Source organism: Kitasatospora sp. NPDC054939 (genome assembly GCF_053610105.1).
Genome location: NZ_JBSGXP010000146.1, coordinates 1 through 21,570, shown reverse-complemented (window position 1 = coordinate 21,570; position 21,570 = coordinate 1). Strand labels below are relative to the sequence as shown.

The following is a 21,570-nucleotide window of genomic DNA, read 5'->3' as shown; positions in this document are numbered from 1 at the left end:
GGCCTGGACGGCGGCGGCACGCGGTGCGGCGGCGGGCGCGGCCTGCGCGGGCGCGGCGGCCGCGGCGGCGCCGCCGCAGACCAGCAGGGCGGACAGGACAAGGCTCGTCAACCGAGCACGCATCGTGGGGACCCCCGTTCCGGTCGGCCACCGTGGCCGGACCGCCGCCCACTGTCCCACGCCGGGGGCTCCGCGCCCAGTCGTGCGACGGCACCCCCGCACGACCGCGACCCGCCCGCGACACGCCGATCACCGAACCGGCACATCCGCCGGACCCGCCGGCGGGCACCGCGGTCCTCAGCCCGCCGGGGGCGAGCACGGCCCGCCGAGCGCGACCGCGACCAGGGTGCGCAGGGCGGAGGCGATCTGGCCGAGCGGCAGCGTGGCGTCGTCGGCGAACAGCTCGACCAGCCAGCCGCCGGCCGCGTTCTGGCCGCCGGCGGCGACCATGCCGCGGTAGCCGCTGACCACGAGCATGGCCTCCTCGGCCGGGTCGTTGCCGGCCGCGCCGGTGCGCAGGGCGAAGGCGCCGCCGCGGACGGCGCGCCGGGTCATCGGGTAGTGCCGCAGGTCGAAGACGGCGTCGGGGGCCTCGATCTGGGCCCGCTGGGTCTCCGCGCGGCTGCTGCTGGGGCCGCTGGTCATCCGGTAGACGGCGTGCTGGGCGGTGCGCATGAGGTGCGAGCCGGGCGGCACGTACGAGATCCACCAGCCGACGGCGTCGAGCAACCGGGCGGAGGTCTCGGCGACGACCGCGAGCTTGCCGATGGTGTCGGCGGGATGGACGGTCCTGGCCTCGCTGCGGCGGTCGAGGGCGGCGAGGGCGGCGGTGAGCAGCTGGCCGGGGTCGGCGCTGTGGGCCGCGCCCCGGAAGCGCCGGCGGTCGGCGGTGCCGGAGCGGGGGCCGCGGGGGCGGCTGTCGGCCCGGTGGTGCGGGTCGGCGGCGTCGGCGAGCAGCAGGGTGGGGTCGGGGCTGAAGCCGGGGCCGTGGCTGCGGCCGGCGACCACCGGGTGGGGCGCCCGGGCCGCCTTGGCCCGGTACTGGGCGGCGTCGGCGAGGCGGAACAGCCGGTCGGGGGTGGTGACCGGGCCGATGGAGTCGCCGGTGGAGGCGACCCCGCAGGCGACGCCCTCGCCCTCGGCGATGGCGAGCGCGCGGGCGCACAGCTCCTCGGCGACGGCGACCACGTCGTCGGCCTTCTGGCCCTCGGCGAGCAGGCAGAACTCGTCGCCGCCGAGCCGGGCGGCCAGGCTACCGGGCAGCCGGGCGGCGGCCAGCGAGAGCTGGTGGGCGAACCGCTCCAGCAGCCGGTCGCCGACCTCGTGGCCGAGCTGGTCGTTGACCCGCTTGAGCCCGTTGACGTCGCAGACCACCAGCGAGACGACGGTGTTGTCCCGGTTGTGGGCCTGCAGGGCGCTGTCCAGCCGGGCGTCGACGGCCCGGCGGTTGGCCAGCCCGGTGAGCGGGTCGGTGAAGGCGAGCCGGCGCAGGTCGGCGAGCCGCTCGGTCTGGGCGAGGCCGGCCGAGATCTGGGCGGCGAGCAGGGTGGCGTAGTCGGCGTCGGCCTCGGTGAAGACCTCCAGGCCCTGGCTGCGGGCCAGGTAGAGCTCGCCCCAGGCCTGGCCGTGCAGCACGATCGGCGCGACCAGGCAGCAGGCGCGCCCGCGCCGGCGCAGTCCGGCGGCGCGCTCCTGGCAGAACGCGCCCGCGCCGGGGTGGGCGTGCCCGACGTGCGGGGTGGAGTTCTCCGCGGTCTGCACCCAGGCGCGCGGGAGCCGCCCGGTGGTCCAGCGCTCCTCCAGGTAGGTGACGATCTCGGGGAAGTCGGCGACCGGGTACGACTCGTCCTCGGGCAGCTCCTCCTCCCCCGGCGCCAGTTTCCCGTGGTTGACCAGGACCCTCAGCCGGCCCGATTCGCGGTCCCAGACCGAGACGGCGGCCATGGTGGCGCCGAGCGCGACGGTGGCGCGGGTGGCGGCGGCCCGGACGGCCTCCAGCGGGGTGAGCGCGCCGGCCATGTCCTGGGCGAGTTCGACCACGGCCTGCAGCCGGGGGTCGGGGACGGACGGCGGGTGCTCCGACGACGCGCGGTCGCAGTCGCAGTCGTGGGCCGTCATGGTCGCCTCACTGCTCACCGGCTCGCCTCGCTCCCTGTGCTCGGTCCTGCCCGGCCCGTGCGGACCACCCGGCCGCGGGCCCGTCGCACGGCGGCACCGTCCGCGGGCGGTGACGGCACGGGCCCCCGCCCCGCCCCGACCGGAAGCACCGGAACGGCCGCTTGCACCAAGACTATGGCGGTTTCGTTCGGTTATGCCCCGATTGCCGATATCGAGGGGCCCGGCGTCCGGGTTTCGGGCTCCGCGGGTACGCCGGACGGGGCACGGCCGCTGCCCCGGACGGCGGATCGGGCCTGCGGCGGGGCGGCGGGCGCCGGGGCGCGCACCCGCCCGCCCCGGCTCATTCGCCGCGTACGCGCCGGGAGAGCAGCCAGGGTTCGACCAGGCCGAGGCCGCGCACCGGGCGCCGCCACATCGGCTGGAGGTTGAAGCGGTGCGCGGCGTCCGGCCCGGGGACCGGCAGGCCGGGGTGCGCACCGGACAGGGCGCCGAGGGCGTCGGCGAGCCCGGGCCCGTCGAGGTCGGCCGGGGCGACGCTGCCGTTCTGCTCCAGGGCGGCCGCGAAGTCGCCGTCGATCAGCACGGCGTCCTTGGGGGCGATCGAGGTGAGCCGGCTGGCCAGGTTGACCGTGGTGCCGAAGACGTCGCCCATCCGCGAGGTGACGGTGCCGAAGGCCATCCCGACCCGCAGCGCGGGGATGGTGTCGTCCTCGGCCAGCGCCTCGATCAGGCTGAGCGCGATCTCGGCGGCGGTGACCGGGTCCTCGGAGACGTACAGGATCTCGTCGCCGAGGGTCTTGATGACCCGGCCGCCCTGGCCGACGATCAGGTCGGAGCAGGTGTTCTCGAAGGTCTCGACGAGCTCGCCGAGCTCCTCCTCCTCCAGCCGCCGCGACAGCCGGGTGAAGCCGACCAGGTCCGCGAAGCCGACGGCCAGCCGGCCGCTGGTGATCTCGGTGTCCTCGGCGGCCTGCACCACCCGGCCGGTGACGGCGGCCAGCTGCCGGCGCCAGACGTACACCAGGAACTGCTCGAGCTCCGGCAGCAGCAGCTCGACCAGCGGGTAGGCGACCTCGGCGCGGGTGAGGCCGGGCTCGACGGACTGGGTGAGGTTCTCCAGGAAGGTGTCCATCTGCCAGCCGGCCAGCCGGGCGGTGGTCTGCCCGGTGGAGCGCGCCACCTGGATCGCCATCGACTCGCTGAGCAGGCCGGACTCGACCAGGCCGGCCAGCCGGCGCAGCGCGATGACGTCGCCGTCGGTCAGCGCCCGGGACTGGCCGATGTCCGGGAAGCCCATCGCCCGCCAGAAGCGGGTGGCCAGCTCCATCGGTACGTCGGCGGTCCGCGCGGCCTGGTACGGGGTGTAGCGACGGGGTGCGTCCAGGATCAGCCGCTCCAGGTCGAGCGCGACCGTCCGGTCGTCGGAGCCCGCCCTGCCGCTGCCGCTGCTGCCGTCCTCTGCCACCGGTCCGTCCTCGTGCGGTTGCCGCACTTCGCCTCGTGTCCTGGCTGTCCGGGCGCGCCCGCCACCCGGCGGGCAGTGGCGCGCCTCACACCCCTGCCAGGTGGAATGTTCGCACGGAATCGCGCAATCCGGGGCATCCGCCCGGGTCGGGGGCGGGCGGGGGCGGTCCGCCGGGCGCGGGTCAGCGCGCCTCGGGGCGGACGTGCACGACGTCCCCCGCGCCGACCGCCTGCCGGCCGCCGTCGGCCGTCCGGACGACCAGCCGGCCGTCGCCGTCGACCGCCACCGCCTCGCCGTGCAGCTCCCGGCCGCCCGGCAGCTGGACCAGGACGGTGCGGCCGAGCGTGGTGCAGCGGTCGGCGTACGCGGGCAGCAGGCCGCTGGCGTGCGGGTCGCCGCAGGCGGCCGTCCACTCGGCGTACAGGTCGGCGAACTCCCGCAGCAGGGCGCGCAGCAGGGTGGACCGGTCGGTGACGGCGGCGCCGGCCAGGGCGAGCGAGGCGGCGGTGGGGACGGGCAGCTCGGCCGCCCGCAGGCTGACGTTGATCCCGAGCCCGGCGACCACGGCGCCGCCGCTCAGCTCGGTCAGGATGCCGCCGACCTTGCGCTCGCCGCCGTCGATCTCGGTCTGCAGGTCGTTGGGCCACTTCAGGCCGACCTCGACCTCGGCGACCCGGCCGAGAGTGGCGGCGGCGGCCACCCCGACCAGGATCGGCAGCCAGCCGTACCGCTCGACCGGCACCTCATCCGGGCGCAGCAGGACGGAGAGGAAGAGCCCGGAGCGGGGCGGGGCCGTCCACTGCCGCTCCAGCCGGCCGCGGCCCGCGTTCTGCGCCTCGGCGACCAGCACCGCGCCCTGCGGCGCGCCCGCCCGGGCCCGGGCGGCGAGGTCGCTGTTGGTCGAGCCGGTCTCCTCGACCACGTCGAGCGAGGTCCACAGGCCGCCGGGCACCAGCAGGTCGCGGCGCAGCCGTTCGGCGTCCAGCGGCGGCCGGTCCAGGTCGGTCCAGGGCGAGGGCCCGGCGTGGCCGAGGCCGCGCAGGCCGCTACGACGGGGGGTGACGGGCTCGGAGTCGGTCATGCGGGAAACCCTATGCCGCGCCCGTACCGCGCGCCGGGCGCCGACGGGGCGGGTGCGCCCCCTGCGGGCGCGCGGACCCGGCCGGACGGCACCTAGGCCGCCCCATCGTCCCGCAGAACGCCGGTCGACACACTGTGTCGCTGGCCATAACGGCCGGACATTACGTCTGGCCCTCCGTGCTGGCTACGCTACTCAACGGTAGTTCGTTGCGCCGCCCTGCCCTCACGCGCCGGTCCCGTCCAGACCCGCGCGCCACCGAAACAGGACGCGGCCCATGGATCAGGGAGAGCCACCGGATGACCGAGGCGCCGTACGACCCCCACACCACCGCGGGCAAGCTCGCCGACCTGCGCCGCAGGATCGACGAGGCGGTGCACTCCGGCTCCGCCAAAGCCGTCGAGAAGCAGCACGCCAAGGGCAAGCTGACGGCCCGCGAGCGCGTGGTGGAGCTGCTGGACGAGGACTCCTTCGTGGAGTTCGACGAGTTCGCCCGGCACCGCTCGACCAACTTCGGCCAGGAGAAGAACCGCCCGTACGGCGACGGCGTGGTCACCGGCTACGGCACCGTGGACGGCCGCCAGGTCGCCGTCTTCGCCCAGGACTTCACGGTCTTCGGCGGCTCGCTCGGCGAGGTGTTCGGCGAGAAGATCGTCAAGGTGATGGACTTCGCGCTGAAGACCGGCTGCCCGGTCATCGGCATCAACGACTCCGGCGGCGCCCGCATCCAGGAGGGCGTGGTCTCGCTCGGCCTGTACGGCGAGATCTTCCGCCGCAACGTGCACGCCTCCGGGGTGATCCCGCAGATCTCGCTGATCATGGGCCCCTGCGCGGGCGGCGCGGTGTACTCCCCCGCGATCACCGACTTCGTGGTCATGGCCGACCAGACCTCGCACATGTTCATCACCGGCCCGGACGTCATCAAGACCGTCACCGGCGAGGACGTCGGCATGGAGGAGCTGGGCGGCGCCCGCACCCACAACACCAAGTCGGGCAACGCGCACTACCTCGCCCCGGACGAGAAGGAGGCGATCGAGTACGTCAAGAGCCTGCTGTCGTACCTGCCCTCCAACAACCTCTCCGACCCGCCGTCCTACCCCGAGGAGGCGGACCTCACCGTCACCGACGAGGACCTCGAACTCGACACCCTGGTGCCGGACTCGGCGAACCAGCCGTACGACATGCACACCGTGATCGAGCACGTCCTCGACGACGGCGAGTTCCTGGAGACCCAGCAGCTCTACGCCGGCAACATCATCACCGGCTTCGGCCGGGTCGAGGGCCACCCGGTCGGCATCGTCGGCAACCAGCCGATGGACCTGGCCGGCTGCCTGGACATCGCCGCCAGCGAGAAGGCCGCCCGCTTCATCCGGACCTGCGACTCCTTCAACATCCCGGTGCTGACCTTCGTCGACGTGCCCGGCTTCCTGCCCGGCACCGAGCAGGAGTGGGACGGCATCATCCGCCGCGGCGCCAAGCTGATCTACGCCTACGCCGAGGCGACCGTCCCGCTGATCACCGTGATCACCCGCAAGGCCTTCGGCGGCGCCTACGACGTCATGGGCTCCAAGCACCTGGGCGCCGACCTCAACCTGGCCTGGCCGACCGCGCAGATCGCGGTGATGGGCGCGCAGGGCGCGGTCAACATCCTGCACCGCCGCGAGCTGGCCGAGGCGGCGGCCGCCGGGAACGCCGACGCCCGCCGCGCCGAGCTGATCACCTCGTACGAGGACACCCTGCTCAACCCGTACCTGGCGGCCGAGCGCGGCTACGTGGACGCGGTGATCGCCCCGAGCGAGACCCGCCGGCACATCGTGCGCGGGCTGCGGGCGCTGCGCGGCAAGCGCGAGACGCTGCCGCCGAAGAAGCACGGAAACATCCCCCTGTAAGCGCCCGCCGCGAGAGGATTGAGCCATGGCCCCGATCCATGTGCTGCACGGGCAGCCGACCCCCGAGGAGCTGGCCACCGTCCTGGCGGTGGTCCAGGCCCGGGCCGCCGCCGCGCAGGCCGCCGCCGAGGCGGCCCGCCGTGCCGGCGTCGGCCCGGCCTCCCCGTGGAACGACCGCGCCCGCCGGATGCGGCGCACGCCCCGCCCCGGCGCGAACGTCTGGCGGACCTCCGGCTGGGCCGGCTGACCGTCCCGGAGCGGGGGGCCGGTGCCCGTCCGGCCCTCCCGCTCCGCCCGGATTGCCCCGAAACCTGAGTACGGATACTCAGGCGTCGCACCAGCGCGCCGGAGCACCCTGGACCAGTGCTCTGGTCAGACCCCCGCGACGAGCCCTCCCCCGAGGCCCGGCGGATGCAGGAGAAACTGCACCGCGCCGGCCCGGTGGTCGCCGTCCTCGCCCTGGTGATCGCCGTCCTGCTGATGGTGTGACCGCGCACGGCGCGCGCCTGCGGGACCGGCCCACCCGCCCACCCGGTGAACCCCTACCCTGGTGGGCATGACCGAGCGCCGCACCCTCGTCCTCGCCTCCGCCTCCCCGGCCCGCCTCGGGCTGCTGCGCCAGGCGGGCCTCGACCCGCGCGTGGTCGTCAGCGGCGTCGACGAGGAGGCGATCAGCGCCGCCACCCCCGCCGAGCTCGCCCTCGTCCTCGCCGAGGCCAAGGCGAAGGCGGTCGCCGCCGACCTGGCCGGCGGGGAGCTGGTGATCGGCTGCGACTCCGTCCTGGAGCTGGACGGCCTGGCCCTCGGCAAGCCCGCCGACGCCGCCGAGGCGCTGGTCCGCTGGCAGTCCATGCGCGGGCGCGCCGGGGTGCTGCGCACCGGGCACTGCGTCATCGACACCGCGACCGGCCGGCAGTCGTCCGCCACCGCCTCCACCACCGTCCGCTTCGGCACCCCGGACGACGCCGAGGTGGCCGCCTACATCGCCACCGGCGAGCCGCTGCACGTGGCCGGCGCGTTCACCCTGGACGGCCGCTCGGCGCCCTTCGTCGACGGTATCGAGGGCGACCACGGCAACGTCATCGGGCTCTCCCTGCCGCTGCTGCGCACCCTCCTCGCCGAGCTGGACGTCCGCATCACCGACCTCTGGGCCTGACCGCCCCGGCCCTCGCCCTCCCCGCCGACGCGGGACTAGGCTGACGCCCCGACGGGGAGGGGTGGGCGATGACGGACGGTCTGCTCAACGTACTGCTGGGCCTGCTGGCGAGCGCCATCAGCGCCGGGCTCGGCTGGCTGGCCCAGACCATCCGGCGCAGACGCCGGCTGGAGCGGGTGCGGGACTTCTTCGGCCTGCCGGCCGGCAGCGAGTGCCTACTGGTCGTCAACCGGCATGCCGGTGCGGCGAGTTCGAAGAGCGTCTCGCGCAACGACGTGTTCGCGCTGATGGAGTTGTCCGCGCTGGTGAAGGAGTGCGGCGCGCAGGCCGAGCTGGTCGCCCACGACGAGGTGCGCCAGGGGCTGGGCCACAAGGCCGAGTTCTGCCTCGGCGGGCCGAGCAGCAACGAGCGGACGGCGGCCCACCTGGCGTCCTGGCTGCCGGGCGTCACCATGACCTCCGTGAACGGCGACGTCCTGGAGCTCACCACCTCGGTGGGCGGCCGGGACTACGCGTACGAGCCCGAGTCCGCGCCGTCCGGCGGTCAGGCGTACGTGCTGCTGGCCCGGCTGCACCCGCAGGACGGCAGCCGGCCCGCCTTCCTGATCGCCGGGCAGACCGCCGTCTCCAACCACGCCGCCGTCCGCTACCTGGTCGCCCACCACCGGGAGCTGGCCCGCCGGCGCGGCAGCTTCGCCCTGCTGTTGAAGGTGGTCAACCCCAAGGCGTACGGTCCGGACGTGGTCGAGCTGGCCGCCGACGTCACCGCGCACGCCTTCGAGCGGCCCGTGGCGGCGGCTGCCTGAACGTGTGGCCAAGGCCACCTGCGGCGCCACGCCGCTGCGCTACCCTCCGCAACCACCGGGGCCGTTCCGACGGCACCGGTCGCGACCTGCGCGGAAGCCTGGAGGGCCGGTAGCAGGGGCGTCCCGCGGATCACCCTCCGTGTGGGATAGTTCACAACCTGGGACTACTCGCCGGTACTGCCCAGACATCCATAAACTCGTCCAGGTTCAAGAAGGGAGCCACAGTGCGCAAGGTGCTCATCGCCAACCGCGGAGAAATCGCCGTCCGCGTCGCCAGGGCCTGCTCGGACGCCGGTATCGCCAGCGTCGCCGTCTACGCCGAGCCGGACCGGGACGCGCTGCACGTCCGCGCGGCCGACGAGGCCTACGCGCTGGGCGGCGACACCCCCGCCACCAGCTACCTCGATATCGCGAAGGTCCTGCAGGCCGCCGCCGACTCGGGGGCGGACGCCGTCCACCCGGGCTACGGCTTCCTGTCGGAGAACGCCGAGTTCGCCCAGGCCGTGCTGGACGCCGGGCTGATCTGGATCGGCCCGCCGCCGCAGGCCATCCGGGACCTCGGCGACAAGGTCACCGCCCGGCACGTCGCCCAGCGCGCCGGCGCCCCGCTGGTCGCCGGCACGCCGGACCCGGTCTCGGGCGCCGGCGAGGTCGTCGACTTCGCCCGGGAGCACGGCCTGCCGGTCGCCATCAAGGCGGCGTTCGGCGGCGGCGGCCGCGGCCTCAAGGTCGCCCGCACGCTGGAGGAGATCCCGGAGCTGTACGAGTCGGCGGTCCGCGAGGCGGTCGCCGCCTTCGGTCGCGGCGAGTGCTTCGTCGAGCGCTACCTGGACAACCCGCGGCACGTCGAGACCCAGTGCCTGGCCGACCAGCACGGCAACGTGGTGGTCGTCTCGACCCGTGACTGCTCGCTGCAGCGCCGCCACCAGAAGCTGGTCGAGGAGGCGCCCGCGCCGTTCCTCACGCCCGAGCAGAACGCCGAGCTGTACCGCGCGTCCAAGGCCATCCTCAAGGAGGCGGGCTACGTCGGCGCCGGCACCTGCGAGTTCCTGGTCGCGCTGGACGGCACGATCTCCTTCCTGGAGGTCAACACCCGTCTGCAGGTCGAGCACCCGGTCACCGAGGAGGTCACCGGCCTGGACCTGGTCCGCGAGATGTTCCGGATCGCCGACGGCGAGGAACTGGGCTACGGCGACCCGGAGGTGCGCGGCCACTCCTTCGAGTTCCGCATCAACGGCGAGGACCCGGGCCGCAACTTCCTGCCCGCCCCCGGCACGGTGACCCTGTTCGCCCCGCCGTCGGGCCCGGGCGTCCGGCTGGACTCCGGTGTCGAGAGCGGTTCGGTGATCGGCCCGGCCTGGGACTCCCTGCTGGCCAAGCTGATCGTCACCGGCACCACCCGCAAGCAGGCCCTGGAGCGGGCCCGCCGCGCGCTGTCCGAGTTCAAGGTGGAGGGCATGGCGACCGCCATCCCGTTCCACCAGGCCGTCGTGGTCGACCCGGCCTTCGCGCCGGAGGTGCACGGCGGCGAGGGCCCGTTCACGGTCTACACCCGCTGGATCGAGTCCGAGTTCGACAACACCATCCCGGCGTTCGCGGGTGCGGCCGGCGAGGCCGACGAGGCCGAGGGCCGCGAGACCGTGGTCGTCGAGGTCGGCGGCAAGCGGATCGAGGTCTCGCTGCCCTCCTCGCTCGGCGTCTCGGCCGCCCCGGCGGCGGCCGCGGCCGGCGCGGGCAAGGCCAAGCGCCGGGTGGGTGCCAAGAAGGCGGGCTCCGCGGTCAGCGGTGACACGCTGGCCTCCCCGATGCAGGGCACCATCGTCAAGGTCGCCGTCGAGGAGGGCCAGGTCGTCGCCGAGGGCGAGCTGATCGTCGTCCTGGAGGCGATGAAGATGGAGCAGCCGCTGAACGCGCACAAGGCCGGCACGGTCGTCGGTCTCAAGGCCGAGGTCGGCGCGAGCGTCAGCAGCGGCGCCGCGCTCTGCGAGATCAAGGACTGACCGCGGTCGACGACCGCGCCGGGTCACGCAGCTGACCGGGCATCGTCACAGCCGGTCCGTACACCCTCGGGTGTGCGGACCGGTCGCCGTTCCGGCCCGGCTGCCGCGTGCGTGCCCGGTGCCCGGACCGCCTCTAGCGGCCGCGCGGCAGCCCCAGCTCGGCCAGCCGCCCCGGGAGCGGGCCCGCCGGGCCGCTGTGGGTGCCCGGGCGGCGCTGGCCGGGCAGCGGGGCGCCGGGCGGGGGCGCGGGGGCGCGGCGCGGCGCGGGCTGGGTCTGGTGGACGGGCCCGCTGCCGGTGCCGTGCACCGGGGTGTCCCCGACCGGCCCCAGCGGTGCGAGGTCGATCTGCACCCCGCAGTCGGCCAGCGCGTCCAGCTCGCGGGCGGTCTGGTCGTCGGCGGTGGCGTGCTCGTCGGTGACCAGGCGGGTGATGGCCTCGGTCGGCACGGTCTGGAACATGGTGTCCGCGCCGAGCTTGGTGTGGTCGGCGAGGACGATGACCTCGGTGGCCGACTGCACCAGCGCCCGGTCCACGCTCGCGGAGAGCATGTTCGTGGTCGACAGGCCGCGCTCGGCCGTCAGCCCGCTGCCGGAGATGAACGCCTTGGAGACCCGCAGCCCGTGCAGCGACTGCTCGGCGCCGCTGCCGACCAGGGCGTAGTTGGAGCCGCGCAGGGTGCCGCCGGTCATCACCACCTCCACCCGGTTGGCGTGCGCCAGGGCCTGGGCGACCAGCAGCGAGTTGGTGACCACGGTGAGGCCGGGCACCCGGGCGAGCCGGCGGGCCAGCTCCTGGGTGGTCGTGCCCGCCCCGACGACGACCGCGTCGCCCTCCTCCACCAGGCCGGCGGCGAGGTCGGCGATGGCGCTCTTCTCCGCGGCGGAGAGGTGCGTCTTCTGCGGGTAGCCGGGTTCGCGGCTGAAGCCGCCGGGGAGCACCGCGCCGCCGTGCCGGCGGTCGAGGAGCCCTTCTGCCTCCAGGGCCCGTACGTCGCGGCGCACGGTCACTTCGGAGGTCTGGACGACGCGGGCCAACTCCCGGAGCGAGACCGCTCCGTTGGCGCGCACCATTTCGAGGATCAACTGGCGACGTTCTGCTGCAAACACAGAACCGACGGTAACCTGCGTGACCGTCTGCTTTCAGGCGTTTGCACCTGGTAGCCGGAATTGCTCACCCCGGGGCGGCGCATGACCGTACAATACGCGCCGTCAGCAAACCCGGACTGCGCCCGCCGTCCGGGTGATGACGCCTGCCGTGCGAAGGGCGGCCGCCGTACGGCAGCCGCCCTCAACTGTGCGCCCGGAGCTCAGGATTCACCCTCGGCCCGCTTGCGGATGTGCAGCTGGCGGGCGGCCTCGGCGGTCGATCCGGAGACCGACGGGTAGACGGTGAACGCGCTGGCCACCTGTTCGACCGTCAAATTGGCGTCCACGGCGAGCGAGATCGGGTGAATCAGCTCGCTGGCGCGCGGCGCGACCACCACGCCGCCGACCACGATGCCCGTGCCCGGGCGGCAGAACAGCTTCACGAAGCCGTCCCGGATGCCCTGCATCTTGGCGCGCGGGTTGCCGCGCAGCGGGAGCTTGACCTCGACGGCGTCCATCTTGCCGCACTTCACGTCGGCGGCGGTGTAGCCGACGGTGGCGATCTCGGGGTCGGTGAAGACGTTCGAGGCGACGGTCTTGAGGTTGAGCGGCTGCACCGCGTCGCCGAGCGCGTGGTACATCGCGATCCGGCCCTGCATGGCGGCGACCGAGGCGAGCATGAAGACGCCGGTGCAGTCGCCGGCCGCGTAGACGCCGGGGGCGGTGGTGCGGGAGACCCGGTCGACCTGGATCTGGCCCCAGTCGTTGAGCTTGACCCCGGCCTCCTCCAGCCCCATGTCGGCGGTGTTGGGGATCGACCCGACGGCCATCAGGCAGTGCGTGCCCCGGATCACCGTGCCGTCGGAGAGCGTCACCTCGACGTGGTCGCCCACACGCTTGGCGCCCTCGGCGCGGCTGCGGCTCATCACGTTCATGCCGCGGCGGCGGAAGACCTCCTCCAGCACCTCGGCGGCGTCCGGGTCCTCGCCGGGGAGCACCCGGTCGCGCGAGGAGACCAGGGTGACCTTGGAGCCGATCGCCTGGTAGGCGCCGGCGAACTCGGCGCCGGTGACGCCGGAGCCGACCACGATCAGCTCGCGGGGCAGCTCCTCCAGGTCGTACACCTGGGTCCAGGTGAGGATCCGCTCGCCGTCCGGCTGCGCGTCGGGCAGCTCGCGCGGGTGGGCGCCGGTGGCGATCAGCACGGCGTCGGCGCGCAGTGCCTGCACGGTGCCGTCGGGGGCCTCGACCAGCACCTCGCGGGAGCCGTCCACGGCCTGCCCGCCGGTGCCGAGCCGGCCCTTGCCGCGCAGCACGGTGACGCCGGCCCGGGTCACCGACTGGGTGATGTCGTGGGACTGCGCGATCGCCAGCCGCTTGACGCGCCGGTTGACCTTGCCGAGGTCGACGCCGACCACCCGGGCCGGGGAGTCGATGTGCGGGGTGTCGTCGGCGACGATGATGCCGAGTTCCTCGTACGAGCTGTCGAAGGTGGTCATCACCTCCGCCGTCGCGATCAGCGTCTTGGACGGCACGCAGTCCGTGAGCACCGCCGATCCGCCCAGACCGTCGCGGTCGACGACGGTCACCTCCGCGCCGAGCTGGGCCGCGACGAGCGCCGCCTCGTAGCCGCCGGGTCCGCCACCGATGATCACGATCCGAGTCACGTCCACCATTGTCCCGCACGCCCGGGCCACCGCCACGCCGGGGTACGGCCTGCCGTGCGATCGTCCGAAGGACCGAGGGGCCGTCCGGCGCCCGGACGACGGATTAGGCTGACCCCCATGCCCCTCTACGCCGCGTACGCCACCAACCTCGACGCCCGGCAGATGACCCGCCGGGCCCCGCACTCCCCGCTGCGCGGCACCGGCTGGCTGGAGGGCTGGCGGCTCACCTTCGGCGGCGAACAGCTGGGCTGGGAGGGCTCGCTGGCGACGGTGGTGGAGGACGGGAAGGACCAGGTCTTCGTCTCGCTCTACGACGTGGCGCCGATGGACGAGGAGGGCCTGGACCGCTGGGAGGGCGTCCAGCTCGGCATCTACCGCAAGATCCGGCTGCGCGCACAGACCCTGGACGGCTCGGTGCCGGTCTGGACGTACGTGCTCAACGACTACGAGGGCGGGCTGCCCGCCGCGCGCTACCTGGGTCTGATCGCGGACGCCGCGGAGAGCGCGGGCGCGCCGGACGACTACGTCGGGGACCTGCGCCGCCGCCCCTGCTGACCGGGTTGTGGATCCCTACGGACGCGGCGCGCCGACCAGGTGTGCGGCCTGTGCTTTTGGGGCATCCGGGTAACGATTGGCACGTCGTGGGCGGAATTTCTACGCGCGTAGCCGATTCCCGTCTATCCTCGGACGCGTGAACGCATCTCCTCAGTCGGTCGTCTCCGCCGACCCCTACGCCGCCGCCCAGGCCGCCGCCGAGCGCCTGCGCGAGCTGACCGGTGCCGAGCGCCACGACGTCGCCCTGGTGATGGGCTCCGGCTGGGTGCCGGCCGCCGACGCCCTGGGCGAGACCGTGGCGGAGTTCCCGGTCACCGACCTCCCCGGCTTCCCCGCCCCGGCCGTCGCCGGCCACGCGGGCACGATCCGCTCGGTGAAGATCGGCGACAAGCGCGCCCTGATCTTCCTGGGCCGCAACCACTACTACGAGGGCCACGGCGTGGCCACCGTCGTCCACGGGGTGCGCACCGCCGCCGCCGCGGGCTGCGGCATCATCGTGCTGACCAACGGCTGCGGCGGCCTGCGCCAGGGCTGGGTGCCCGGCCAGCCGGTCCTGATCAGCGACCACATCAACCTGACCGCGGACTCCCCGATCGTCGGCGCCAACTTCGTCGACCTGACGGACCTCTACTCCAAGCGTCTGCGCGCCCTGTGCCGCGAGGTGGACTCCACCCTGGACGAGGCCGTCTACGTGCAGTTCCGCGGCCCGCACTACGAGACCCCGGCCGAGGTCAACATGGCCCGGGTGATCGGCGGCGAGCTGGTCGGCATGTCCACCACCCTGGAGGCCATCGCCGCCCGCGAGGCCGGCGCCGAGGTCCTGGGCATCTCGCTGGTCACCAACCTGGCCGCCGGCATGACCGGCGAGCCGCTGAACCACGCCGAGGTGCTGGAGGCCGGCAAGGCCTCCGCCGAGCGCATGGGCGCCCTGCTGGCGAAGGTCCTGGAGCGGATCTGAGCCCCACCGGCGCGTGAGCGACGGGGTCCGGGGGCGGGTGTGATCCGCTGATCACACCCGCCCGCGGGCCCCGTCCGCGTGTGCGCGCCGCACCCGCCGGACGCCCTCCGGCCGACCACCGACGCACTCCCCGATGGAGCGGAAGCCATGACGCAGGCCACCACCACCGACCTCCTCGCCCGGGCCCGGGCCTGGCTGGCCGAGGACCCCGACCCGCAGACCCGCGAGGAGCTCGCCGCGCTGCTGGCCGCCGCCGAGGGCCCCGACGCCGAGGCCGGCAACAAGCTCGCCTGGTCCCAGCTGGCCGAGCGGTTCGCCGACCGCCTCCAGTTCGGCACCGCCGGCCTGCGCGGCGAGCTCGGGGCGGGCCCGATGCGGATGAACCGCGCCGTGGTGATCCGCGCCGCCGCCGGCCTGGTCGCGTACGTCAAGCAGCAGGACCTCGGCGACCTCGTGGTGATCGGCTACGACGCCCGGCACAAGTCGTACGACTTCGCCCGCGACACCGCCGCCGTGGTGGTCGGCGCCGGCCTGCGCGCCGCCCTGCTCCCGCGCCCGCTGCCCACCCCGGTGCTGGCCTTCGCCGTCCGCCACCTCGGCGCCGCGGCCGGCGTGACCGTCACCGCCAGCCACAACCCGCCGCAGGACAACGGCTACAAGGTCTACCTGGGCGACGGCTCGCAGATCGTGCCGCCCGCCGACGCCGGGATCGCCGCCGAGATCGACGCGATCGGCGCGCTCGCCGAGGTCCCGCTCGCCGAGGACGGCTGGGAGGTGCTCGGCGAGGACGTCCTGGAGGCGTACCTGGACCGCGCGGCCGGCATCGTCGACCCGCACAGCCCCCGCGACCTGGACGTCGTCTACACCCCGATGCACGGCGTCGGCCGGGACGTGCTGGTCGCCGCCTTCCGCCGGGCCGGCTTCCCCGCGCCCACCGTGGTCGCCGAGCAGGCCGAGCCGGACCCGGACTTCCCGACCGTGGCCTTCCCCAACCCGGAGGAGCCGGGGGCGATGGACCTCGCCTTCCGCACCGCCGCCTCGGTCGGCCCGGACATCGTCATCGCCAACGACCCGGACGCCGACCGCTGCGCGGTGGCCGTCCCGGTGGCCGGCAACGGCGGCTGGCGGATGCTGCGCGGCGACGAGGTCGGCGCGCTGCTCGGCGAGGCCCTGGTCGCCAAGAAGGCCGCCGGCACCTTCGCCACCACGATCGTCTCCTCCACCCTGCTCGGCCGGATCGCCGCCGCGGCCGGCCTGGGCTACGCCGAGACGCTCACCGGCTTCAAGTGGATCGCCCGCGCCGACGGCCTGCGCTACGGCTACGAGGAGGCGCTCGGCTACTGCGTCGACCCGCAGGGCGTGCGCGACAAGGACGGCATCACCGCCGCCCTGCTGGTCGCCGAACTCGCCGCCACGCTCAAGCGCTCCGGCCGCACCTTGGGCGACCTGCTGGACGACCTGGCGCTGGAGCACGGCCTGCACGCCACCGACCAGCTGTCCGTCCGGGTGCAGGACCTCTCGCTGATCGCCGACGCCATGCGGCGGCTGCGCGAGGTCCCGCCGACCTCGATCGCCGGGCTGCAGGTGACCCGCGCCGACGACCTCACCGCCGGCTCCGCCGACCTGCCGCCCACCGACGGCCTGCGCTACTACCTGGCCGGCGAGGCCGTCCGCTCGGCCCGGATCGTGGTCCGCCCGTCCGGTACCGAGCCCAAGCTGAAGTGCTACCTGGAGGTCGTCCTCCCGGTCGCCAGCGCCGCCGACCTGGCCGGTACCCGCCTGCGGGCCGAGGAGCTGCTCGCCGCGGTGAAGCGCGACCTGGCCGAGGCCGCGGGCATCGCCGCCTGATCCCCCGCACGCGGCGAAGGGGCCCCACCGCACCGGCGGTGGGGCCCCTTCGGCGTCCGCGGACCGCGGTCAGGCCACGATCACCGCGACCAGCGCGGCCAGCCCGAGCAGCGTCGGCGCGATGATCCACCAGCACCAGCGGACCACCACCGGTCCGCTCGCCTCGGGCCGCCGGGCGTTGCGCTCGGCCAGCTCCTGCAGCACCCCGACCACCTGGTCGGACCAGGCCCGGTTCGGGTCCGGCGCGCCGTCGACCACCGGCAGCGACGGCCGCCCGAAGGTCGTCCCCAGCCGGGAGGCGTGCTGCTGCTCCCGGCCGCCGCGGGCCCGGATCCGGCTGGCCCGCTTGCGCTGGCGCAGCGACACCGGGACCGCCCAGACCTGGTACTTCCGGCCGCCGGCCAGCAGCTCCACCGAGTAGCCGGCGCGCAGCGCGTCCACCGACCCCCAGGGCGCGACCACGGTGCGCAGCGGGTTGCGCACCACCAGCCGCCGGTCGTTGGCGAGCACGGCGGGCCGCAGGGTGTAGGCGATGACGGGGAAGGCGAACACCGGCACCGCGGCGAGCGACACCCAGGGGGTCTTGCCGCTGCCGTTCAGCACGGCGTCACCGATCAGCCAGCCGGCCACGGCGAGCAGCAGCACACCGGAGATCACACCGGGAACGGAGCGGTACACGCGGTCCGCGTACACCGGCTCGGCATCAGGGGCGGCGGAGCCCTGGTGGGGCGTGCCGTCGGAATCGGTCATGCCAATGATTCTGCCGCATGGCCCCCGCGATCCACAGGGGTCACGACCGGCCTGCCGCCGGGACGGCCCACATCTCGGTCCGGCATCGAAAAGGCCGGGACCGTAGCCGATGGCTACGCGCGTAGATATGCTGGTGTGGTGACTATGTCCACTCTTGCAGCCAATGCCCTCGGCGCTGCGGGCAACGGTCTTCAGGACGTCGCGGCGTCCGAGGCCTCGCTCCGCCGCTTCCTGCACGGCCTGCCCGGTGTCGACCAGGTCGGCCTGGAGGCACGTGCCGCCACTCTCGGTACCCGCTCGATCAAGACCGCGGCCAAGGCCAACGGCATCGACCTGGCCATCTCGATGATCGACCTGACCACGCTGGAGGGCGCGGACACGGTCGGCAAGGTGCGCGCCCTGTGCACCAAGGGCAGGAACCCCGACCCCACCGACCCGACCACCCCCCGGGTCGCCGCGATCTGCGTCTACCCGGACATGGTGGCCACCGCCAAGGCCGCCCTGGCCGGCACCGACATCCAGGTCGCCTCCGTCGCCACCGCCTTCCCCGCCGGGCGCGCCGCGCTCCCGGTCAAGCTCGCCGACACCGCCGACGCGGTCGCGGCCGGCGCCGACGAGATCGACATGGTCATCGACCGGGGGGCCTTCCTCTCCGGCCGGTACATGGACGTCTTCAACGAGATCGTCGCCGTCAAGGAGGCGTGCAAGCGCCCGGACGGCAGCTACGCCCACCTCAAGGTGATCTTCGAGACCGGCGAGCTCCAGACGTACGACAACGTGCGCCGGGTCTCCTGGCTGGCGATGCTGGCCGGCGCCGACTTCATCAAGACCTCCACCGGCAAGGTCGCCGTCAACGCGACCCCGCCGGTCACCCTGCTGATGCTGGAGGCCGTCCGCGACTTCCGGGAGCAGACTGGGATCCAGGTCGGTGTGAAGCCCGCCGGCGGCATCAAGACCACCAAGGACGCCATGAAGTACCTGGTCATGGTGAACGAGACGCTGGGTGACGACTGGCTCACCCCGCACTGGTTCCGCTTCGGCGCCTCCAGCCTGCTGAACGACCTGCTCATGCAGCGCCAGAAGCTGACCACCGGCCGGTACTCCGGTCCCGACTACGTGACGGTGGACTGAGAATCATGGCCAAGAACAAGAAGATCGAAGAACCCGTGAAGAAGAACGGCGGCCTCTTCGAGTACGCCCCGGCCCCCGAGTCCCCCGCCGCGGCCGGCGACATCGCCACCTCGTACGGACACTTCATCGGCGGCGAGTTCGTCGACTCCTCCGGCAGCGAGGCGCTGAAGACGGTCAACCCGGCCACCGAGCAGGTGCTCGCCGAGTTCGCCCGGGGCACCGACGAGGACGTCGACCGCGCCGTCGCCGCCGCCCGCCGGGCCTTCACCGACTGGTCGGCCCTGCCCGGCAGCGAGCGCGCCAAGTACCTGTTCCGGATCGCCCGGATCGTCCAGGAGCGCAGCCGCGAGCTGGCCGTGCTGGAGTCGATCGACAACGGCAAGCCGATCCGCGAGACCCGCGACGTCGACCTGCCGCTGGTCGCCGCGCACTTCTTCTACTACGCGGGCTGGGCCGACAAGCTGGACTACGCCGGCTACGGCCCGAACCCGAAGCCGCTCGGCGTGGCCGGCCAGGTCATCCCGTGGAACTTCCCGCTGCTGATGCTGGCGTGGAAGATCGCCCCGGCCCTGGCCACCGGCAACACCGTGGTGCTCAAGCCCGCCGAGACCACCCCGCTGACCGCCCTGCGCTTCGCCGAGATCTGCCGCCAGGCCGGCCTGCCCAAGGGCGTCGTCAACATCGTCACCGGCGACGGCCGCACCGGCGCCGCGCTCACCGCGCACCCGGACGTCAACAAAGTCGCCTTCACCGGCTCCACCCCGGTCGGCCGGGCCATCGCCAAGCAGCTGGCCGGCACCCGCAAGAAGCTGTCGCTGGAGCTCGGCGGCAAGGCCGCCAACATCGTCTTCGACGACGCGCCGATCGACCAGGCCGTCGAGGGCATCGTCAACGGCATCTTCTTCAACCAGGGCCACGTCTGCTGCGCCGGCTCCCGCCTGCTGGTCCAGGAGTCGATCCAGGACGAGCTGCTGGACGCCCTCAAGCGCCGGATGGCCACCCTGCGGGTCGGCGACCCGCTGGACAAGAACACCGACATCGGCGCGATCAACTCGGCCGAGCAGCTGGCCCGGATCACCGCGCTGACCGACGCAGGCGAGGCCGAGGGCGCCGAGCGCTGGTCGCCCGAGTGCGAGCTGCCCGGCACCGGTTTCTGGTTCAAGCCGACCGTCTTCACCGGCGTCAGCCAGGCCCACCGGATCGCCCAGGAGGAGATCTTCGGCCCGGTCCTGTCGGTGCTGACCTTCCGCACCCCCGCCGAGGCGGTCGAGAAGGCCAACAACACCCCGTACGGCCTCTCCGCCGGCATCTGGACGGAGAAGGGCTCGCGCATCCTGTGGACCGCGAACCGGCTCAAGGCCGGCGTGGTCTGGGCCAACACCTTCAACAAGTTCGACCCGACCTCGCCGTTCGGCGGCTACAAGGAGTCGGGCTACGGCCGCGAGGGTGGCCGCCACGGTCTGGAGCCCTACCTGAATGTCGAGGCCCGAGATGTCTGAGACCACCATCGCGCGTCTTGACGTCCTCAAGACCTACAAGCTGTACGTCGGCGGGAAGTTCCCGCGCTCCGAGAGCGGGCGGGTGTACGAGGTGACGGACTCGAAGGGCCAGTGGCTCGCCAACGCCCCGCTCGGCACCCGCAAGGACGCCCGCGACGCCGTGCTGGCCGCCCGCGCGGCCGTCAAGGGCTGGTCCGGCACCACCGCGTACAACCGCGGCCAGGTGCTCTACCGGGTCGCCGAAATGCTGCAGGGCCGCCGCGAGCAGTTCGCCGCCGAGGTCGCGCTCTCCGAGGGCATCGGCCCGAAGAAGGCCGCCGCCCTGGTCGACGCCGCGATCGACCGCTGGGTCTGGTACGCCGGCTGGACCGACAAGGTCGCCCAGATCGCGGGCGGCGCCAACCCCGTCGCCGGCCCGTACTTCAACCTCTCCACCCCGGAGCCCACCGGCGTGGTCGGGATCGTCGCGCCGCAGGCCGGCTACGGGCACTCGCTGCTCGGCCTGGTCTCGGTGATCGCCCCGGCGATCGCCACCGGCAACACCGTGGTCGTGGCGGCCGCCGCCGACGCCCCGCTGCCGGCCCTGTCGCTCGGCGAGGTGCTGGCCACCTCCGACGTCCCCGGCGGGGTCGTCAACATCCTCTCCGGCCGCACCGCGGACATCGCCCCGACCCTGGCCTCGCACCAGGACGTCAACGCGCTGGACCTCACCGGAGCCGTCGCCGCCGACGGACCCGGCGCGGCGGCCTCGCTGGAAGCCCTCGCCGCGGATACCCTGAAGCGGGTCGTCCGTCCGGAGCCGGACCCGTTCGCCCGGGACTGGACCACGGCTCCCGGCACCGAGCGGCTACTCTCGTTCCTGGAGACCAAGACGGTCTGGCACCCGATGGGTATCTGACCTCCCGCCTCCGGCGAGCGACAACTCCACAGACCGGCCGTCCCCCGTGCCCTCTCCCCCCCAGGGCCCGGACGGCCGATGACGGACCCGCGCCTCTCCCCCCCTGGCGCGGGTCCGTCGACTTTCGTCGCCCCGGTTCTCCATCTTTCGGCGCTGCCGCCGACCGCCCCCGCCCGCACAGAATGGGGCCACCGCAGAACGATCGAGGGGGACGACACCGTGGGAGAATTCGCAGGCGAGCTGATGGCCCTGCTGGCGGACGGCGTCTTCCGCAAGTGGCACGTCGCCCGCACCCGCCGCCGGCTCGCCGCCGGACGCAAGGTCAAGGTGCCCTGCTCCGCCCGGACCGACCGCCCCGGCTGGCCCGCCGAGGGGTACACCGGCGGCCACCTGCGGATCACCCCCGGCGCCACCGCCGTGGCCTTCACCTCGCGCGAGCTGGAGACCGTCGAGCTCGCCGTCGGCGGCGACTTCCACGAGCCCGAGCCCGACACCTGGCACGACCAGGACTGGGCCGCCACCTCCTACCTGGAGCCCGGCGCCGAGGGGCCCGTCTTCCTGCAGGTCGACAGCCGCTACCTGCCGATGATCCACCTCGCGCTCACCGATCCCGCCCGGCTCCGGCAGCTCTGATCCCGAACGGCCCCGGCCCCCGACCGCACCCC

Annotated in this window: 18 protein-coding genes and 1 pseudogene; 13 read left to right on the top strand and 6 right to left on the bottom strand. The window is 73.9% G+C overall.

Translation table 11 applies throughout. The features are described 5' to 3' along the window. Positions 1–864 precede the first annotated feature (864 nt). The 3 genes and pseudogenes from ACWGB8_RS31020 to ACWGB8_RS31010 all read right to left on the bottom strand — a co-directional run. Positions 865–2,019, bottom strand: a pseudogene (locus tag ACWGB8_RS31020) (diguanylate cyclase domain-containing protein); the annotation flags it as partial. A gap of 439 nt (positions 2,020–2,458) precedes the next feature. After that, positions 2,459–3,583, bottom strand: a complete 1,125-nt coding sequence (locus ACWGB8_RS31015; protein WP_452216936.1) for an adenylate/guanylate cyclase domain-containing protein — start codon at positions 3,581–3,583, stop codon at positions 2,459–2,461. 181 nt (positions 3,584–3,764) lie between these two features. Beyond that, the gene (locus tag ACWGB8_RS31010) at positions 3,765–4,664 is read right to left on the bottom strand and encodes a biotin--[acetyl-CoA-carboxylase] ligase (RefSeq protein ID WP_452216935.1); all 900 of its coding nucleotides are present in this window, start codon (positions 4,662–4,664) and stop codon (positions 3,765–3,767) included. A 296-nt stretch (positions 4,665–4,960) separates the two neighbouring features. Between ACWGB8_RS31010 and ACWGB8_RS31005 the strand changes: the two genes are divergently transcribed. The 6 genes from ACWGB8_RS31005 (at position 4,961) to ACWGB8_RS30980 (ending at position 10,512) form a co-directional block, all read left to right on the top strand. After that, entirely contained in the window at positions 4,961–6,550 is a 1,590-nt protein-coding gene (locus ACWGB8_RS31005; protein WP_452216934.1) for an acyl-CoA carboxylase subunit beta, read from the top strand. Between the two features lie 25 nt (positions 6,551–6,575). After that, positions 6,576–6,797 carry an acyl-CoA carboxylase epsilon subunit gene (locus tag ACWGB8_RS31000; RefSeq protein WP_452216933.1) on the top strand — a complete coding sequence of 74 codons (222 nt, stop codon included), beginning with the start codon at positions 6,576–6,578 and terminating at the stop codon, positions 6,795–6,797. Positions 6,798–6,913: 116 nt separating this feature from the next. Then, a complete protein-coding gene (mmpB, locus tag ACWGB8_RS30995) occupies positions 6,914–7,039 on the top strand; it encodes a morphogenic membrane protein MmpB (protein WP_452216932.1) in 126 nt (41 codons plus the stop codon). A gap of 67 nt (positions 7,040–7,106) precedes the next feature. Beyond that, positions 7,107–7,706 (top strand): nucleoside triphosphate pyrophosphatase, encoded by a 600-nt coding sequence (locus ACWGB8_RS30990; protein ID WP_452216931.1) that lies wholly within the window; start codon positions 7,107–7,109, stop codon positions 7,704–7,706. A 68-nt stretch (positions 7,707–7,774) separates the two neighbouring features. After that, positions 7,775–8,512, top strand: coding sequence for a hypothetical protein (locus ACWGB8_RS30985; RefSeq protein WP_452216930.1), 738 nt, complete (start codon positions 7,775–7,777; stop codon positions 8,510–8,512). A gap of 224 nt (positions 8,513–8,736) precedes the next feature. After that, a complete protein-coding gene (locus ACWGB8_RS30980) occupies positions 8,737–10,512 on the top strand; it encodes an acetyl/propionyl/methylcrotonyl-CoA carboxylase subunit alpha (protein WP_452216929.1) in 1,776 nt (591 codons plus the stop codon). Between the two features lie 133 nt (positions 10,513–10,645). On the opposite strand, the gene ACWGB8_RS30975 is transcribed toward ACWGB8_RS30980, so the two are convergent. Together ACWGB8_RS30975 and ACWGB8_RS30970 are read right to left on the bottom strand one after the other, a co-directional pair. After that, complete coding sequence (locus ACWGB8_RS30975; protein ID WP_452216937.1) at positions 10,646–11,584, bottom strand: DeoR/GlpR family DNA-binding transcription regulator; 939 nt, start codon at positions 11,582–11,584, stop codon at positions 10,646–10,648. A 236-nt stretch (positions 11,585–11,820) separates the two neighbouring features. Further along, positions 11,821–13,302 (bottom strand): NAD(P)H-quinone dehydrogenase, encoded by a 1,482-nt coding sequence (locus tag ACWGB8_RS30970; protein ID WP_452216928.1) that lies wholly within the window; start codon positions 13,300–13,302, stop codon positions 11,821–11,823. An 81-nt stretch (positions 13,303–13,383) separates the two neighbouring features. Between ACWGB8_RS30970 and ACWGB8_RS30965 the strand changes: the two genes are divergently transcribed. The 3 genes from ACWGB8_RS30965 to ACWGB8_RS30955 all read left to right on the top strand — a co-directional run bounded on the left by ACWGB8_RS30965 (position 13,384) and on the right by ACWGB8_RS30955 (position 16,627). Then, positions 13,384–13,821, top strand: a complete 438-nt coding sequence (locus tag ACWGB8_RS30965; RefSeq protein WP_452216927.1) for a gamma-glutamylcyclotransferase — start codon at positions 13,384–13,386, stop codon at positions 13,819–13,821. Positions 13,822–13,957: 136 nt separating this feature from the next. Further along, positions 13,958–14,779 carry a purine-nucleoside phosphorylase gene (locus tag ACWGB8_RS30960; protein ID WP_452216926.1) on the top strand — a complete coding sequence of 274 codons (822 nt, stop codon included), beginning with the start codon at positions 13,958–13,960 and terminating at the stop codon, positions 14,777–14,779. 147 nt (positions 14,780–14,926) lie between these two features. Continuing rightward, positions 14,927–16,627 carry a phospho-sugar mutase gene (locus ACWGB8_RS30955; protein WP_452216925.1) on the top strand — a complete coding sequence of 567 codons (1,701 nt, stop codon included), beginning with the start codon at positions 14,927–14,929 and terminating at the stop codon, positions 16,625–16,627. A 69-nt stretch (positions 16,628–16,696) separates the two neighbouring features. Here the strand turns inward: ACWGB8_RS30955 and ACWGB8_RS30950 are convergent, their stop codons facing one another. Then, positions 16,697–17,377, bottom strand: a complete 681-nt coding sequence (locus ACWGB8_RS30950) for a PH domain-containing protein (RefSeq protein ID WP_452216924.1) — start codon at positions 17,375–17,377, stop codon at positions 16,697–16,699. Positions 17,378–17,521: 144 nt separating this feature from the next. Between ACWGB8_RS30950 and deoC the strand changes: the two genes are divergently transcribed. From deoC to ACWGB8_RS30930, 4 genes are all read left to right on the top strand, one after another. Further along, complete coding sequence (gene deoC / locus ACWGB8_RS30945; protein ID WP_452216923.1) at positions 17,522–18,508, top strand: deoxyribose-phosphate aldolase; 987 nt, start codon at positions 17,522–17,524, stop codon at positions 18,506–18,508. A 5-nt stretch (positions 18,509–18,513) separates the two neighbouring features. Beyond that, positions 18,514–20,007, top strand: a complete 1,494-nt coding sequence (locus ACWGB8_RS30940; protein ID WP_452216922.1) for an aldehyde dehydrogenase family protein — start codon at positions 18,514–18,516, stop codon at positions 20,005–20,007. Next, on the top strand, positions 20,000–20,905 hold the full coding sequence (locus ACWGB8_RS30935; protein WP_452216921.1) for an aldehyde dehydrogenase family protein: 906 nt from the start codon (positions 20,000–20,002) through the stop codon (positions 20,903–20,905). Before ACWGB8_RS30940 ends, ACWGB8_RS30935 begins: the two co-directional genes overlap by 8 nt. 219 nt (positions 20,906–21,124) lie before the next feature. Further along, a complete protein-coding gene (locus ACWGB8_RS30930; RefSeq protein WP_452216920.1) occupies positions 21,125–21,538 on the top strand; it encodes a hypothetical protein in 414 nt (137 codons plus the stop codon). Positions 21,539–21,570 lie beyond the last annotated feature (32 nt).

Bases quoted from the DNA above. Each gene is read 5' to 3' on its own strand.
- ACWGB8_RS31010 (WP_452216935.1), bottom strand. From the start codon at position 4,664: ATGACCGACTCCGAGCCCGTCACCCCCCGTCGTAGCGGCCTGCGCGGC.
- ACWGB8_RS30935 (WP_452216921.1), top strand. From the start codon at position 20,000: ATGTCTGAGACCACCATCGCGCGTCTTGACGTCCTCAAGACCTACAAG.
- ACWGB8_RS30965 (WP_452216927.1), top strand. From the start codon at position 13,384: ATGCCCCTCTACGCCGCGTACGCCACCAACCTCGACGCCCGGCAGATG.
- ACWGB8_RS30940 (WP_452216922.1), top strand. From the start codon at position 18,514: ATGGCCAAGAACAAGAAGATCGAAGAACCCGTGAAGAAGAACGGCGGC.
- ACWGB8_RS31000 (WP_452216933.1), top strand. From the start codon at position 6,576: ATGGCCCCGATCCATGTGCTGCACGGGCAGCCGACCCCCGAGGAGCTG.
- ACWGB8_RS30985 (WP_452216930.1), top strand. From the start codon at position 7,775: ATGACGGACGGTCTGCTCAACGTACTGCTGGGCCTGCTGGCGAGCGCC.
- ACWGB8_RS30975 (WP_452216937.1), bottom strand. From the start codon at position 11,584: ATGGTGCGCGCCAACGGAGCGGTCTCGCTCCGGGAGTTGGCCCGCGTC.
- ACWGB8_RS31005 (WP_452216934.1), top strand. From the start codon at position 4,961: ATGACCGAGGCGCCGTACGACCCCCACACCACCGCGGGCAAGCTCGCC.
- ACWGB8_RS30955 (WP_452216925.1), top strand. From the start codon at position 14,927: ATGACGCAGGCCACCACCACCGACCTCCTCGCCCGGGCCCGGGCCTGG.
- deoC (WP_452216923.1), top strand. From the start codon at position 17,522: ATGTCCACTCTTGCAGCCAATGCCCTCGGCGCTGCGGGCAACGGTCTT.
- ACWGB8_RS30950 (WP_452216924.1), bottom strand. From the start codon at position 17,377: ATGACCGATTCCGACGGCACGCCCCACCAGGGCTCCGCCGCCCCTGAT.
- ACWGB8_RS30990 (WP_452216931.1), top strand. From the start codon at position 7,107: ATGACCGAGCGCCGCACCCTCGTCCTCGCCTCCGCCTCCCCGGCCCGC.